Origin of the sequence: Rheinheimera sp. MMS21-TC3, assembly GCF_032229285.1 — a bacterium.
Taxonomy (GTDB): domain Bacteria; phylum Pseudomonadota; class Gammaproteobacteria; order Enterobacterales; family Alteromonadaceae; genus Alishewanella.
The window spans coordinates 2,530,174-2,543,368 of the sequence record NZ_CP135084.1 but is presented as its reverse complement, the minus strand read 5'-3'; the positions used below and the strand labels follow the sequence as shown (position 1 = coordinate 2,543,368).

Genomic DNA, 13,195 nt, shown 5'->3' with positions numbered 1-13,195 from the left:
TGCCAGCAAAGCATTAAGCTGTTTACTGGCACTTTTACTAGCACTTATTTCGGCACTGTTAATAAGTGCTGCGTCAGCTTTATTTTCTGACTTAGTCAGCTTGTTGTTCCTCGTCTTCGTAACCTTGCGCTTCTAACCACATGGCATTAATAATGCCAAAAGAGCAGGCTAATAACACACCTAAAATCCAAGCGAAATACCACATAAGTTATCCTCTTTATTTAATACAGTGAGTTAGAGTTATCTTTAATATGTTGCTCGTTTAACCGACCACGCATAACAAAGTAACTCCAAGCGGTATAAAGCAAGACAATGGGCACAAATATACAGGCGACAATAAACATAATCATCAGCGAGCTTTCACTTGCGGTGGCATCCCACATAGTTAAGCTATGATTTGGCATACTGCTAGAGGGCATAATAAAGGGAAACATACTAACGCCAAAGGTTAATACCACCATGGCAATAGCAATTGCTGAACTGATAAATGCCAAGATATGACGCTTAGCTGCACTGGCTATTGAGCTTAAAATAAAGCCCAAGACACCTAAGGCAGGTACTAACCAAAGTAGCGGCCATTTGGCATAGTTATTAAACCAAGCACCTTTGGCCGTTGTTACTGTTTTTTCCACAGTGCGGTTGATGCCATTAGTATCAATAACGCTAGTTACGCTATAGCCGTCGATAGCAAAATATAACCAAATACCGGCTAATACAAAGATCACAGCACAGGCTGCGGCTAAAATAGTCGATATTTTTTCGCTACGGGCACGTAGGTCATCTTCAGTTTTCAATTGCAAGTAAGTTGCGCCGTGGTTTACCAACATAAGTAAACTTAGTACACCCACCAAGAGCGCAAAAGGATTTAATAAGGCAAAAAAGCTGCCGGTATAATGTAGGCGTAAAATATCATCAAACTGAAAAGGTACCCCTTGTAATAAGTTGCCAAAGGCAATACCAAACACGACAGCAGGCACTGCCGAGCCAATTGTAAGTGCCCAGTCCCACTTTTCGCGCCAAGCGGCATCATCAATTTTTGCTCGGTACTCAAAACCGATGGGGCGTAAGAATAATGCAAATAAAGTGAGCATCATTGCTAAGTAAAAACCGCTAAACGCGGCGGCATAAACGGTTGGCCAAGCGGCAAATAAGGCACCGGCTGCTGTAACCAGCCAAACTTGGTTGCCATCCCAGTGTGGGGCTATGCTGTTTATCATAATGCGACGTTGATTATTGTTTTTACCTATAATCTTAAGCAAAACAGCAACACCGATATCAAAACCATCGGTAACCACAAAGCCAATTAGCAGCACGCCAATTAGCAGCCACCAAATAAATCTTAACGCTTCATAATCCATGATTAACCCTCTTTAAGCTCAGCTGCAGAATGTTCTAAATCATACTTCCCGGTTTTTAACGCGGCAGGACCAATCCGAGCATATTTAGTCATTAACCACATTTCGATAATGACAAAAATAGTATAGAGAACCATGATAGAGCCTAAGCTAATCCAAATATCAGTGGTGCTAAGTTGTGACACCGCCATATGGGTAGGTAGTATCTCACCTATAGCCCAAGGCTGACGGCCATATTCGGCAATAAACCAACCGGCTTCACAGGCAATCCAGGGTAGCGGCAAGCTGTATAAGGCGAACTTGAGTAACCACTTAGGTTTAACAGCAGTACGTTTAGCGCTATGCCAAAAAGCGCAAGCAAACAGCAATAGCATTAAAAAGCCGCAGCCAACCATTATTCTAAAGCTCCAAAATAGTGGCCAAACGGTGGGAATAGAGTCTTCTACGGCCATGGCGATATGCTCAGGGGTAGCATTAGCAACATCATCGGTATAGGCGGTTAATAACATGCCATAGCCTAAGTCATCGCTTAGCTCATTAAAGCGCTGTACTGTAGCGCTAGATTTATCACCTTGGCGATACTGCTGCATTAATACATAAGCTTCTTGGCCACGGACAATACGGTCTAAATGCTCACGCTTTAGCTGATCTAAGCCTTTAACTTCTTTATCTAAAGATCTTGTAGCAATTAAACCCAAAGCTGCCGGAATTTGCAGCGCATAGTCAGTGGTTTGAGTTTCTTCATTAGGAATACCAAATAAGGTAAAAGCAGCCGGCGCTGGGTGAGTTGTCCATTCGGCTTCAATCGCCGCTAACTTCACTTTTTGCACATCGCCCAGCTCATAGCCCGACTCATCACCAAGTACTATAACCGAAAGCACACTGGCTAAACCAAAAGCCGAGGCAATAGCAAAGCTGCGCCTAGCAAAAGCGAGATCGCGTTTTTTTAATAAGTACCAACTTGAGATAGCCAACACGAAAATAGCCGCGGTAACATAACCGGCTGAAACGGTATGAACAAACTTCACTTGGGCAACCGGATTAAACACTACTTCGCTAAAATTAGTTAGCTCCATGCGCATAGTGTCTATATTAAATTGAGAGCCCACAGGATGTTGCATCCAGCCGTTGGCAATTAAAATCCATAATGCCGATAGGTTAGTGCCAAGCGCCATTAACCAAGTAACCATTAAATGCTTTTCTTTGCTTAGCCTGTCCCAACCAAAGAAAAACAAGCCCACTAAGGTCGACTCTAAAAAGAACGCCATTAAGGCTTCAATCGCTAAAGGGGCGCCAAAAATATCACCGACATAATGGGAGTAATACGACCAGTTAGTACCGAACTGAAACTCCATAGCAATACCGGTGGTAATGCCTAACGCAAAGTTAATGCCAAATAACTTACCCCAAAACTTGGTCATATCGCGATAAATAACCTTGCCGGTTAACACATAAACCGACTCCATTATTGCCAGAATAAGAGCCATACCAATAGTCAGGGGAACGAAGAGGAAGTGGATCATCGCGGTAAACGCGAATTGAAATCGTGACAGTTCAACTATATCCATCTGCATACTCCAAGTGCGCAGTTAATAGAAATGCCATACCTATGAAGGGGTAGACATTCTAATGATACGCCCCTTAGCTCTAGATTCAATGCGCAAGATCAAACTATGGGTTTTATTTAGCTGTTAAATTGGGCAGTAAGTAAATATTACTTTACTAACAAAAATGTCATTGCAAATAAATATTTTAACACTGCGTTTGCAGGGCTAGTGAAGCCATGCATTTTTGCCAAAATCTAAGCTAAGAGTAGCTTTAGCAATAAAGTTTATTCATTATGCTTAGGATCTTAAATAATGAAATTTAATGGCAAGGCCGCTCTATGCATTCTCATATTGAAAAACTCGCTAACATGGCGTCTAAACCCAGCCGGATGATTATTGGCTTAATGAGTGGAACCTCCTTAGATGGCTTAGACATTGCTCTGTGTCGTTTAACGGGCGAGGGCTTAGCAACCAAAGTTGAGCTACTTAATTTTACCACTATTGATTACAACCAAGACTACAAGCAGCGAGTTAAAGCTGTATTTGCCAAGCGCCAAGTTGACTTACAAATGGTTACTTTATTACACCCTTGGATTGGCCTAGAGCATGGCCGTTTAATTAATCAGTGTTTACAGCAGTGGCAACTAACAGCTAATGATATTGATATTATTGCCAGCCATGGTCAAACCGTATTTCATTGCCCTAAGCGGCAGCATCAGTTAGCTGAATTTCCTAATGCCACTTTACAATTGGGCGATGCCGATCATCTTGCCTTAACCACAGGTATTATTACTATTAGTGACTTTAGGCAAAAGCATCTTGCTGCCGGTGGCGAAGGCGCGCCTTTAGCGGTTTATGGTGATTACTTATTATTTAGCAGCCCAAAACAAAACCGGATCTTGCTTAATATTGGCGGCATAGCCAATTTAACCTACTTGCCCAGCAGCCAAGACGCTAGTGCGGTTTTCAGCTCGGACATAGGGCCGGGCAACACCTTAATGGATGCCTATATTCAAGCTCACTTTCCAGGCCAGTATTATGATCAGGGAGCCGCACTAGCTAAAGCCGGAGCAATCAACGCCAACTTATTAGCGGCATTAAAACAAGATAGATTTTTTAGTTTAGACTTTCCTAAAACCACAGGCCCAGAAGTGTTTAACTTAGCCTATTTACAGCAAGCCCAGCAACAAAGTGCCAGCCAAGGCTTAAGCCATGCCGACATTATGGCCACCTTAAACCGGTTTACGGCAGATATGATAGCCCATGCTATTAATACACTAACAACCGATTTGCAGCCGTTTGTGGTGTATGCCAGTGGCGGTGGTATTCATAATCCATTATTAATGCAGCACCTTAGTCAAGCCTTGCCAAATGTCAGCTTTGCCAGCACCGCAGACTTAGGTATCAACCCCGATGCTAAAGAAGCGGTATTATTCGCTGTGCTAGCCAATGAGTGTTTAGTAGGTGGCAAGCAAAAATTCAGTAACAGCCAAGCCGGTATACCGAGCGTTACTATGGGGAAAATTAGCTTTGCCGATTAAAAAGTAAGCGTAAAAAAAGCCAGAGTAAAAACTCTGGCTTTTTAGTATTCTTAAGTAACTAAGCACTCATCACTAACAACTCATCACTGCTCTTAAGTAACTCGTAACTGCTGTTCTAATGCACCCCATGCATGCGTTTTTTCAGCCAAGGGCTAATAAGTAGCATAAAGACACCAAAGCCTACGCCAACATAGAATAAGAAACTAAACAGTTCGTTATACGAGGCTAGGGCGGTTTGCACATCGGCAACTTCGCCTGCTTTAGTGTCAACAGCGGCTAATTTAGCTAATTGTGTAGCTAAAAGCTCTGAATAGGCAGTGGCTAAGAACCAAGCACCCATCATCACACCGACAACTTTTGGTACGGCTAACTTAGTAACGGCCGATAAACCAACTGGCGATAAGCATAGTTCGCCCATAGTGTGTAAGGCGTAAGCTAACACTAGCCACCAAGCTGCTACATAACCGGCTTCGTTAGGGTGGTTGGCGCCATAAACTAAGGCACCAAAACCTAAGCCTGCTTGAATAATACCTAAGGCAAATTTAACTGGCGTGCTAGGTTCAATTTTACGTTTTGCTAAGGCAATCCATAACCAAGCAAATAGCGGCGCTAAGGTGATTATAAAGAAGGCATTTAACGAGCCAAACTGGCCAGCTGTTGCTTCATAACCAAAGATAGTACGGTCTAATACGCGGTCAGCATATAAGGTCATAGACGACGCAGATTGCTCAAACAAGGCCCAAAATACTACGGTAGAAACCGTTAGCACAATAAGCACTGTCATGCGATCACGCTCTTCTTTAGTACACTGGGTTACCATAAACCAGATAATACCCACTAGCACAATAAAAGATAAACCTAATAAGGTGTTATGCACTACAGGGTTATATTGAACCAGCTGCCACATAACGGCTAATGCCGGAATAGTAGCTAAATAAATCATCCACTCGCGGTTAATGCCAGCAAACACTTTCTCTTTTAACATGCCTGGGTTGGCAGGCTCTGCATAGCCATATAAATACTTCTGGCCAGCTAAGAAAATAATTAAACCTAACACCATACCAATACCGGCTAAACCAAAGCCGTAGCCCCAGCCATAAGTTTCACCTAAATAAGTAACCGTTAAAGTAGCAATAAAAGAACCCAGGTTAATACCCATGTAAAAAATGGTAAAACCAGAGTCACGACGGGCATCTTCTTTACCGTATAACTGGCCAACAATGGTCGAGATATTCGGTTTTAAAAAGCCTACGCCCATAATGATTAAGGCTAAAGAGAAGTAAAATACTTGAATGGCACCGGTATCTTGCACCACCACACCGTCTTGCACATAGGCTTGGAAGCCCTCATAGGCTAAGCCTAAGTGGCCTAAACAAAGTAAAATAGCACCAAAGGTTACTGCCTTACGCATACCTAAGTAACGGTCGGCTAACATACCGCCAATCACAGGCATGGCATAGACTAAACCAGCATAACTACCTAAAACATCTAAACCGCCGGCATCGCTAAATAAGTGATATTTTGTTAAATATAACAACAGCAGGTACTTCATACCGTAAAATGAAAAACGCTCCCACATTTCGGTAAGAAAGCATACATAAAGCCCGACCGGATGGCCGAGAAATTGCGGCTGGTTTTCTGGCACCGCCGCAATGTTACTTGAATTTGACATGGTTTCCCCAGGATTATTAGAGTTATATTCTTCGCTTACTTTGTACGAAGTTGCACTGGATTATGCATATCAAACGGCAGCTTGTCACCCGTTAACGTACCACTTAAAGCGAAAAAAGCGACTAATAAGACCTGATTCAGGTTCGGTTAATGCGTGTTATCGCATAAACCTAGCTAAATTTTACTTTGTAGTTTCAAACAGTTTTTGCCGAATAGCTGGCATTTTAGGCCGGCAAAGCGCAAAGGTAATGGGCCTGGTAATAACTGGGTAACTTATTAGCAATAACACTACATAAGCCACTATTTCCCAGCCACTGCTGCGGGCTATTAGTAAAAATAATGGTGTTAGAATTAAAAGTTTAATAATGTTTAAAATAATTTTTGTCGGTGCCGGCAATTGATCAGCAGTGGCACGAATAACCTGCATGCGCTGGTTAAGATTTAAGCCTGCTAATTCAGGTATGGCACGGCTGCTAAAGTACAACATAAAAGGTTCCTGCAAAATAAAGCCAGTATTTAAAAAGCACTGCTGGCTACTAATAGATAACCGCTAGTTTACCTGTTTGCTCTATCGCTTTAAAAGGGCTTTTGGTAAGCTTTATGCTATTGATTTTATGAGGCGTAATAATGTTAAAAGTGTTAAGTGTGTTTGGCACTCGGCCAGAAGCCATTAAAATGGCACCTTTAGTTAACTTATTAAAGCAGCAAAGCCATATAGAAAGCCGCGTCTGCGTCACTGGCCAGCATCGTGAAATGCTTGATCAAGTATTAAAGCTGTTCGATATTACACCAGAATACGACTTAGCCATAATGAAAGCCGGCCAAGACTTATACGACGTTACTACTAGCATTTTATTAAACCTTAAACCTGTGTTGCAGGACTTTAAACCCGATGTGGTTTTAGTGCATGGCGATACTAGTACTACTTTTGCTGCTGCCTTAGCTTGTTATTATGAAAAAGTAGCCGTAGGTCATGTTGAAGCAGGGCTGCGCACCGGCAATATTTATAGCCCTTGGCCAGAAGAGGCTAACCGTAAATTAACTAGCGCTATTACCCGTTATCATTTAGCTCCTACCGTAGCGTCAAAACAAAACCTATTAAACGAAAACGTTAACCCAGCCCATATTGCCGTTACTGGTAATACCGTTATTGATGCTTTGTTGCAAGTAGTGGCAAAAATTGATGCTAACCCAGAATTATCAAGCCAGTTTGCTAAGCAATTTCCTTATGGCCAAGACGGCCGACGTTTAGTGCTAGTAACAGGCCACCGCCGTGAAAGTTTTGGTGCCGGTTTTGACAATATTTGTGCCGCCTTAAAGCAAATTGCGCTACAATTTCCAGATTGTGACTTAGTCTACCCAGTGCATTTAAATCCAAACGTGCGTGAGCCAGTATTTCGTTTATTAGCTGATGCGCCTAATGTGCATTTAATCGAGCCGCAAGACTATTTACCTTTTGTTTACTTAATGAGCCGCAGCACCTTAGTCTTAACCGACTCGGGCGGCATTCAAGAAGAAGCGCCATCCTTAGGTAAACCAGTATTAGTTATGCGCGACACTACAGAACGGCCAGAAGCAGTAGACGCTGGCACAGTAAAGCTAGTGGGCACAGATAAAGATAAAATAGTCACAGAAGTAACAAAGCTTCTAACAGATAAAGCCTATTACGACAGTATGAGCTTTGCCCATAACCCTTATGGTGACGGCAATGCTTGTCAGCGTATTATTGATGTTATCAGCCAAAAAAGTTAGCCAAAACAGCTAGCTAAACAAGTTAACCAGAACAGTTGCTACAAAATACAAATAGAGGACATAAATGGATATTATTGCAAACCTAAAGCAAGGAAATGCTCGTTGGTTAGTTACTGGCTGTGCAGGCTTTATTGGTTCTAACTTAGTAGAAACCTTATTAAAATATAATCAAACCGTAGTAGGGTTAGATAACTTTGCTACTGGTCATCAACATAACTTGCATCAAGTGCAGCAGTTAGTCAGCAAACAGCAATGGCAAAATTTTAGTTTTATTGAAGGCGATATTCGCAGTTTAAGCGACTGCCAGTTAGCCTGCGAAGGCGTAGACTATGTGCTGCACCAAGCCGCTTTAGGCTCAGTGCCACGGTCAATTAACGACCCTATCGCAACTAATGATACTAATATCAGCGGCTTTTTAAATATGCTGCAAGCTGCGCGTGAGGCTAAAGTTAAACGTTTTGTTTATGCTGCTTCAAGCTCTACTTATGGCGATCACCCAGCGCTGCCTAAAGTAGAAGACAATATTGGCAAGCCTTTATCGCCTTATGCGGTAACTAAATACGTTAACGAGTTGTATGCCGATGTTTTCTCACGTACTTATGGTTTTCATAGTGTTGGCTTGCGTTATTTTAATGTCTTTGGCCCAAGGCAAGACCCCAACGGTGCTTATGCTGCTGTTATCCCCAAATGGACCGCCGCCATGATAGCCAACCAAGAAGTAAAAATTAATGGCGATGGCGAAACCAGTCGCGATTTTTGCTTTGTGGCCAATGCGGTACAAGCCAACTTACGCGCCGCACTAAGCCCAATTGAAAAAAGTGAAGTCTTTAATGTCGCAGTAGGTGACAGAACCACACTAAACCAATTGTTTGATGCTTTAGTACAATGCCTAGCTGAAAATAACGTACAATACGCCCGCGCACCGCATTACCAAGACTTCCGCGCCGGCGACGTACGCCACTCGCAAGCCGATATCAGCAAAGCCAAACAAATATTAGGCTACAAGCCAGAATTTAGAATTTTAGACGGTTTAAAACAAGCAATGCCGTGGTATGTGCAGCAACAAAAAGCTGACTAGTCAGCTTTTTGTTGAGTGACGAGCTTGCTTCGCAAGCGGTGACAGGTAACTAGTTCGCTTTGCGAACGGTCACTGCTCACCTAGTGAGCTAGTCACTGTTACTAAAGGTAACTAGTCACAGCAACGCAGCTGCCCGTCACTGCTTTTAACAAATATTTATGGATAATTCAGAATGACAGCATTAAAAAATGTAAATATCGCTATTATCGGTTTAGGCTATGTCGGTTTGCCGTTAGCGGTTGAGTTTGGCAAGCATTACCCAACTATGGGTTTTGATATTAATCAAGCTCGGGTTGCCGAGTTAAGTCAAGGTGAAGACCATACCTTAGAAGTAAGCCCAGAGGAATTAAAGCAAGCTAGCCAGCTTAGCTTTAGCAGCCAAGTAGCTGATTTAAAACAAGCCAATATTTATATAGTTACTGTGCCAACGCCAATAGATAAACATCGCCAGCCCGATTTAACGCCGTTAATAAAAGCCTCAGAAACCTTAGGTAAAGTGGTTAAAAAAGGCGATATCGTTATTTACGAATCAACTGTGTACCCAGGTGCAACCGAAGAAGACTGTATTCCGGTTATTGAACGGGTATCAGGCCTTAAATACAATGTTGATTTTTTTGCCGGTTATAGCCCAGAGCGTATTAACCCGGGCGATAAAGAACACCGCGTGACCACCATTAAAAAAGTCACTTCAGGCTCAACGCCCGAAATAGCCACTTTTGTTGATTCGCTTTATGCCAGCATTATTACTGCTGGTACTTACAAAGCCAGCTCTATCCGAGTTGCCGAAGCGGCCAAAGTAATAGAAAACACCCAACGAGATTTAAATATCGCTTTAATTAACGAATTAGCGGTTATTTTTAACAAGTTGGGCATAGATACCGAAGAAGTGCTATTAGCCGCAGGCACTAAATGGAACTTCTTACCGTTTCGCCCAGGTTTAGTTGGCGGCCACTGCATAGGGGTTGACCCTTATTACTTAACCCATAAAGCGCAATCTATTGGCTATAACCCCGAGGTTATCTTAGCCGGCCGTCGCATCAACGACAGCATGGGCCGCTATGTTATAAGCGAACTAGTAAAAGCCATGATAAAACGCCGCATTCATGTCTCAGGCGCTAAAGTGCTAGTAATGGGCTTAACCTTTAAAGAAAACTGCCCAGATATTCGCAACACTAAAGTCGTCGACATGCTAACCGAACTCGCCGAATACGGCGTCCAAGCCGACGTTTACGACCCATGGGTAGACACAGCCCAAGCCGAACACGAATACGGCATAACGCTAGTAAAACAACCTAACCCAGCCAGTTACGACGCCGCTATCGTCGCTGTAGCCCATAATCAATTTCGCGAACTAGGCATCAGCGGCATTAAAGCCTTAATGAAACCAGAACACGTACTATACGACTTAAAGTACATCCTACCGGCTAATGATTGTGATCTCCGGTTGTAACCAATAAAAAGGGGTCAGAGTGATTTACTTAAAATCACTCTGACCCCTTTTTTGTGCCCTTTTATTTACATGGCCGGCCTTTAAGCCTGCGGCCAAAGCTCACATTATATTTGTTAGTAAGTGCAGCAATAAAACCTTCATCCGCTAAAGGATAATTATGATTAAGCGCCGAACGAATGGCATTAAGATCTTTATCAGAAATACCAAGCTCAAATAACGCCCGATAATTTACTAATCGTTGCTCTAAAGTGTCAGCTAAGTTTAAGTACACCCGATGCGGAGTAACAATGCTAATATTTACTCCGCTAGCATTAGCGTGGTAACTAGACCAATGATAATCAGCAGGGTGCAAAACCATACCGGCTCGAACAGGGTTTAACTCAATATAACGCTGACAAGTAAGAAAATATTGATCAGTGTCTACCAAACTATCTTTAAATCTACCATCCCATAATGTCCCCACGCGTTGATAGCGCTTATTAAAATAATGAACATAATCACGCCCTAAATTCTGTATCAGCTTTGAAATCATGCCATCTTGGTTAGCCGTTAATAACAAATGAACATGATTACTCATCAATACAAAGGCATGTAATTGCACTCCATAAGCAGTAAGGTGTCTAGCCAATATAGACAAATAACAGGCTTTATCAGCCTCATCATAAAAACAATTAGCGCGATTATGACCACGCTGTACAACATGGTAAGGCATTCCAGTTATTAAAATTCTCTTTCTACGCGCCATATTTATTTATTGTAAATTTAATTGGTATTACTTGTAAAATATAGCCAAGCAAATAATTAATGCAATAAAATGGGTCAGAGTGATTTTATGTATCTATGTCTCTTAAAAATCACTCTGACCCCTTTTAAAGGGGGGAAATATGCATTCACAAAAGCTGGTCAGCAGCAAGGCCAAACTTTAGTGTTCTAAGCGGTCAAAAAATACAACAGCAATATGGGATAACTTTACCACCGTGGCAGGAAAGCTTGCAGTGCAGCTGTATTACGCTGAATGGCAAGTAGTGTTAAATTCTAAGCACTAAACAGTGCACTTAAAACTGTAATTATTAATACAAATAAAATTATTTAGGGTATACTTACGCGCTTTAAATAATGGCCAATAATTCTGATTTTAATAATTCAGAGGCACTAGTTTGTGTATATAAAAAAGGTAGCTATTTATGACATTGTTTTCCAAATTGTTTTTTGGTCAAACACCCCTTAAAGCAATCGTTTCTAGCTGTGCTGTACTTATGTTAAGTGGTTGTATGTTAGCACCGGGTAGCTTTGTTAAGTCAGATGAAGCCGCGCCAGGGTTAGATAATAAAATAAAATTTTATAATATTACCCCACAAGTTATTGCCGAAAACAAATTAATGCGCCAACCCGCTACAGACTTAGTGGCTAACACTAGCTTTGAGCAAGAACAAAAAGATTACGACTATCGAGTTGGTCGCGGTGATGTTCTTAATATTACCGTTTGGGAACATCCAGAACTAACCATACCGGCAGGTTCAATGCGTAGCCCAGAAGATGCTGGTACTTGGGTGCATAATGATGGCCGTATTTTTTACCCTTATATTGGCTGGTTAGAAGTTGAAGGTTTAAAAGTAACCGAAATTCGCTATTTATTAGCCCATCATTTAGGTAAATACATTGAAAAGCCGCAAGTTGATGTTACTGTGGCTAGCTTTCGTAGCCAACGTATTTATGTTACTGGCGAGGTACAAAAACCAGGTGTATTACCAGTAACTAACGTTCCAACCAGTTTAATAGAAGCCATTAATGCCTCAGGTGGTTTAACCGAAGCCGCTAACTGGGAGCAAGTAAGTTTATTGCGCGATGGCAAAGAGCAAAAATTTAGCTTACGCAAGCTATATCAACAAGGTAATACCGAGCAAAACATTATGCTAAAGCGTAATGACGTTTTGCATGTTGCCCGTAACGACGACAATAAAGTGTTTGTGTTAGGTGAAGTACGGCAGCCAAAAAGCTACTTAATGGGTCGCAATGGTATGAGCCTAGCCGAAGCCTTAGCAGAAGCAGGTGGTTTATATGAGCAAACAGCCGATGCTTCTGGCGTATTTGTTATTCGCCAAGCTGCAGCTGATAGTGGTCGTTTAGCCGATGTGTTCCAGTTAAATGCTAAAAACGCTACTGCGCTTATAATGGCCGAACAATTTCAGTTACAACAGCGCGATGTTATTTATGTTACCGCAGCACCGGTTGCGCGTTGGAACCGTGTAATCAGTCAATTATTGCCATCAATTACGGGTTTATACTCAATTGGTCGTTTTCAAAGCGATCTTAAGTAGCAAATAACAAAGAAGGAGAATAATGTTTAATAATATTTTAGTGGTATGTTTAGGTAATATTTGTCGTAGTCCAACAGCCGAATTTTTACTTAAACAAAAGTTACCACATAAACATATCGCCTCAGCTGGTTTACAAGCCTGTATTCATAGTGATGGTACAGGCTGGGACATGGATGCCACAGCTAAACAAATTGCCGCTCAAAACGGTTTAATTAGTCCCAAGCACCAAGCGCAACAATTAAACCAACAGCTGATAAGCCAATACGATTTAATATTAGTAATGGAAGCTCAGCAACGAAACATTATTGCCAAGCGCTACCCAGAGGCACACGCCAAAACTATGTTGCTAGGCCAGTGGCTTACCAACACCAGCAGTAAAGATATTCCCGATCCATACAAAAAAAGCGAAGAAGTCTACCAGCACGTTTATCAACTAATAGATGCTGCAGTGGCAACTTGGTGCACTAAGCTAAACTAATTTAC

General features: G+C 42.0%; 12 protein-coding genes. 6 read left to right on the top strand and 6 right to left on the bottom strand.

Annotated elements, in window-relative coordinates:
- Nucleotides 1-91: 91 nt before the first annotated feature.
- The 3 genes from cydX to RDV63_RS12365 are packed head-to-tail and all read right to left on the bottom strand — an operon-like array spanning nt 92 to nt 2,929.
- Nucleotides 92-205: a cytochrome bd-I oxidase subunit CydX gene (gene cydX, locus RDV63_RS12375; protein ID WP_313909803.1), complete on the bottom strand. Its 114-nt coding sequence runs from the start codon at nt 203-205 to the stop codon at nt 92-94.
- A 16-nt stretch (nt 206-221) separates the two neighbouring features.
- Nucleotides 222-1,361 (bottom strand): cytochrome d ubiquinol oxidase subunit II, encoded by a 1,140-nt coding sequence (gene cydB / locus RDV63_RS12370; protein ID WP_409934860.1) that lies wholly within the window; start codon nt 1,359-1,361, stop codon nt 222-224.
- Complete coding sequence (locus RDV63_RS12365) at nt 1,361-2,929, bottom strand: cytochrome ubiquinol oxidase subunit I (protein WP_409934838.1); 1,569 nt, start codon at nt 2,927-2,929, stop codon at nt 1,361-1,363. The genes cydB and RDV63_RS12365 overlap by 1 nt, the downstream gene beginning before the upstream one ends.
- A gap of 311 nt (nt 2,930-3,240) precedes the next feature.
- Between RDV63_RS12365 and RDV63_RS12360 the strand changes: the two genes are divergently transcribed.
- Complete coding sequence (locus RDV63_RS12360; RefSeq protein WP_313909800.1) at nt 3,241-4,443, top strand: anhydro-N-acetylmuramic acid kinase; 1,203 nt, start codon at nt 3,241-3,243, stop codon at nt 4,441-4,443.
- Between the two features lie 115 nt (nt 4,444-4,558).
- On the opposite strand, the gene RDV63_RS12355 is transcribed toward RDV63_RS12360, so the two are convergent.
- Together RDV63_RS12355 and RDV63_RS12350 are read right to left on the bottom strand one after the other, a co-directional pair.
- Nucleotides 4,559-6,115 carry a peptide MFS transporter gene (locus RDV63_RS12355; protein WP_313909799.1) on the bottom strand — a complete coding sequence of 519 codons (1,557 nt, stop codon included), beginning with the start codon at nt 6,113-6,115 and terminating at the stop codon, nt 4,559-4,561.
- Nucleotides 6,116-6,295: 180 nt separating this feature from the next.
- Nucleotides 6,296-6,601, bottom strand: coding sequence for a DUF6170 family protein (locus RDV63_RS12350; RefSeq protein ID WP_313909798.1), 306 nt, complete (start codon nt 6,599-6,601; stop codon nt 6,296-6,298).
- A gap of 140 nt (nt 6,602-6,741) precedes the next feature.
- On the opposite strand from RDV63_RS12350, the gene wecB reads away from it, so the two are divergent.
- The 3 genes from wecB to tviB all read left to right on the top strand — a co-directional run bounded on the left by wecB (nt 6,742) and on the right by tviB (nt 10,394).
- Nucleotides 6,742-7,866 carry a non-hydrolyzing UDP-N-acetylglucosamine 2-epimerase gene (gene wecB, locus RDV63_RS12345; protein ID WP_313909797.1) on the top strand — a complete coding sequence of 375 codons (1,125 nt, stop codon included), beginning with the start codon at nt 6,742-6,744 and terminating at the stop codon, nt 7,864-7,866.
- Between the two features lie 64 nt (nt 7,867-7,930).
- The gene (locus RDV63_RS12340) at nt 7,931-8,944 is read left to right on the top strand and encodes an SDR family oxidoreductase (protein WP_313909796.1); all 1,014 of its coding nucleotides are present in this window, start codon (nt 7,931-7,933) and stop codon (nt 8,942-8,944) included.
- Between the two features lie 172 nt (nt 8,945-9,116).
- Nucleotides 9,117-10,394, top strand: a complete 1,278-nt coding sequence (tviB, locus tag RDV63_RS12335; RefSeq protein ID WP_313909795.1) for a Vi polysaccharide biosynthesis UDP-N-acetylglucosamine C-6 dehydrogenase TviB — start codon at nt 9,117-9,119, stop codon at nt 10,392-10,394.
- A gap of 61 nt (nt 10,395-10,455) precedes the next feature.
- On the opposite strand, the gene RDV63_RS12330 is transcribed toward tviB, so the two are convergent.
- Nucleotides 10,456-11,139: a transposase gene (locus RDV63_RS12330; protein WP_313909794.1), complete on the bottom strand. Its 684-nt coding sequence runs from the start codon at nt 11,137-11,139 to the stop codon at nt 10,456-10,458.
- A gap of 439 nt (nt 11,140-11,578) precedes the next feature.
- On the opposite strand from RDV63_RS12330, the gene RDV63_RS12325 reads away from it, so the two are divergent.
- Both RDV63_RS12325 and RDV63_RS12320 read left to right on the top strand, forming a co-directional pair.
- Nucleotides 11,579-12,712: a polysaccharide export protein gene (locus RDV63_RS12325; protein ID WP_313909793.1), complete on the top strand. Its 1,134-nt coding sequence runs from the start codon at nt 11,579-11,581 to the stop codon at nt 12,710-12,712.
- Nucleotides 12,713-12,734: 22 nt separating this feature from the next.
- A complete protein-coding gene (locus RDV63_RS12320) occupies nt 12,735-13,190 on the top strand; it encodes a low molecular weight protein-tyrosine-phosphatase (protein ID WP_313909792.1) in 456 nt (151 codons plus the stop codon).
- The last annotated feature ends 5 nt before the right edge of the window (nt 13,191-13,195 follow it).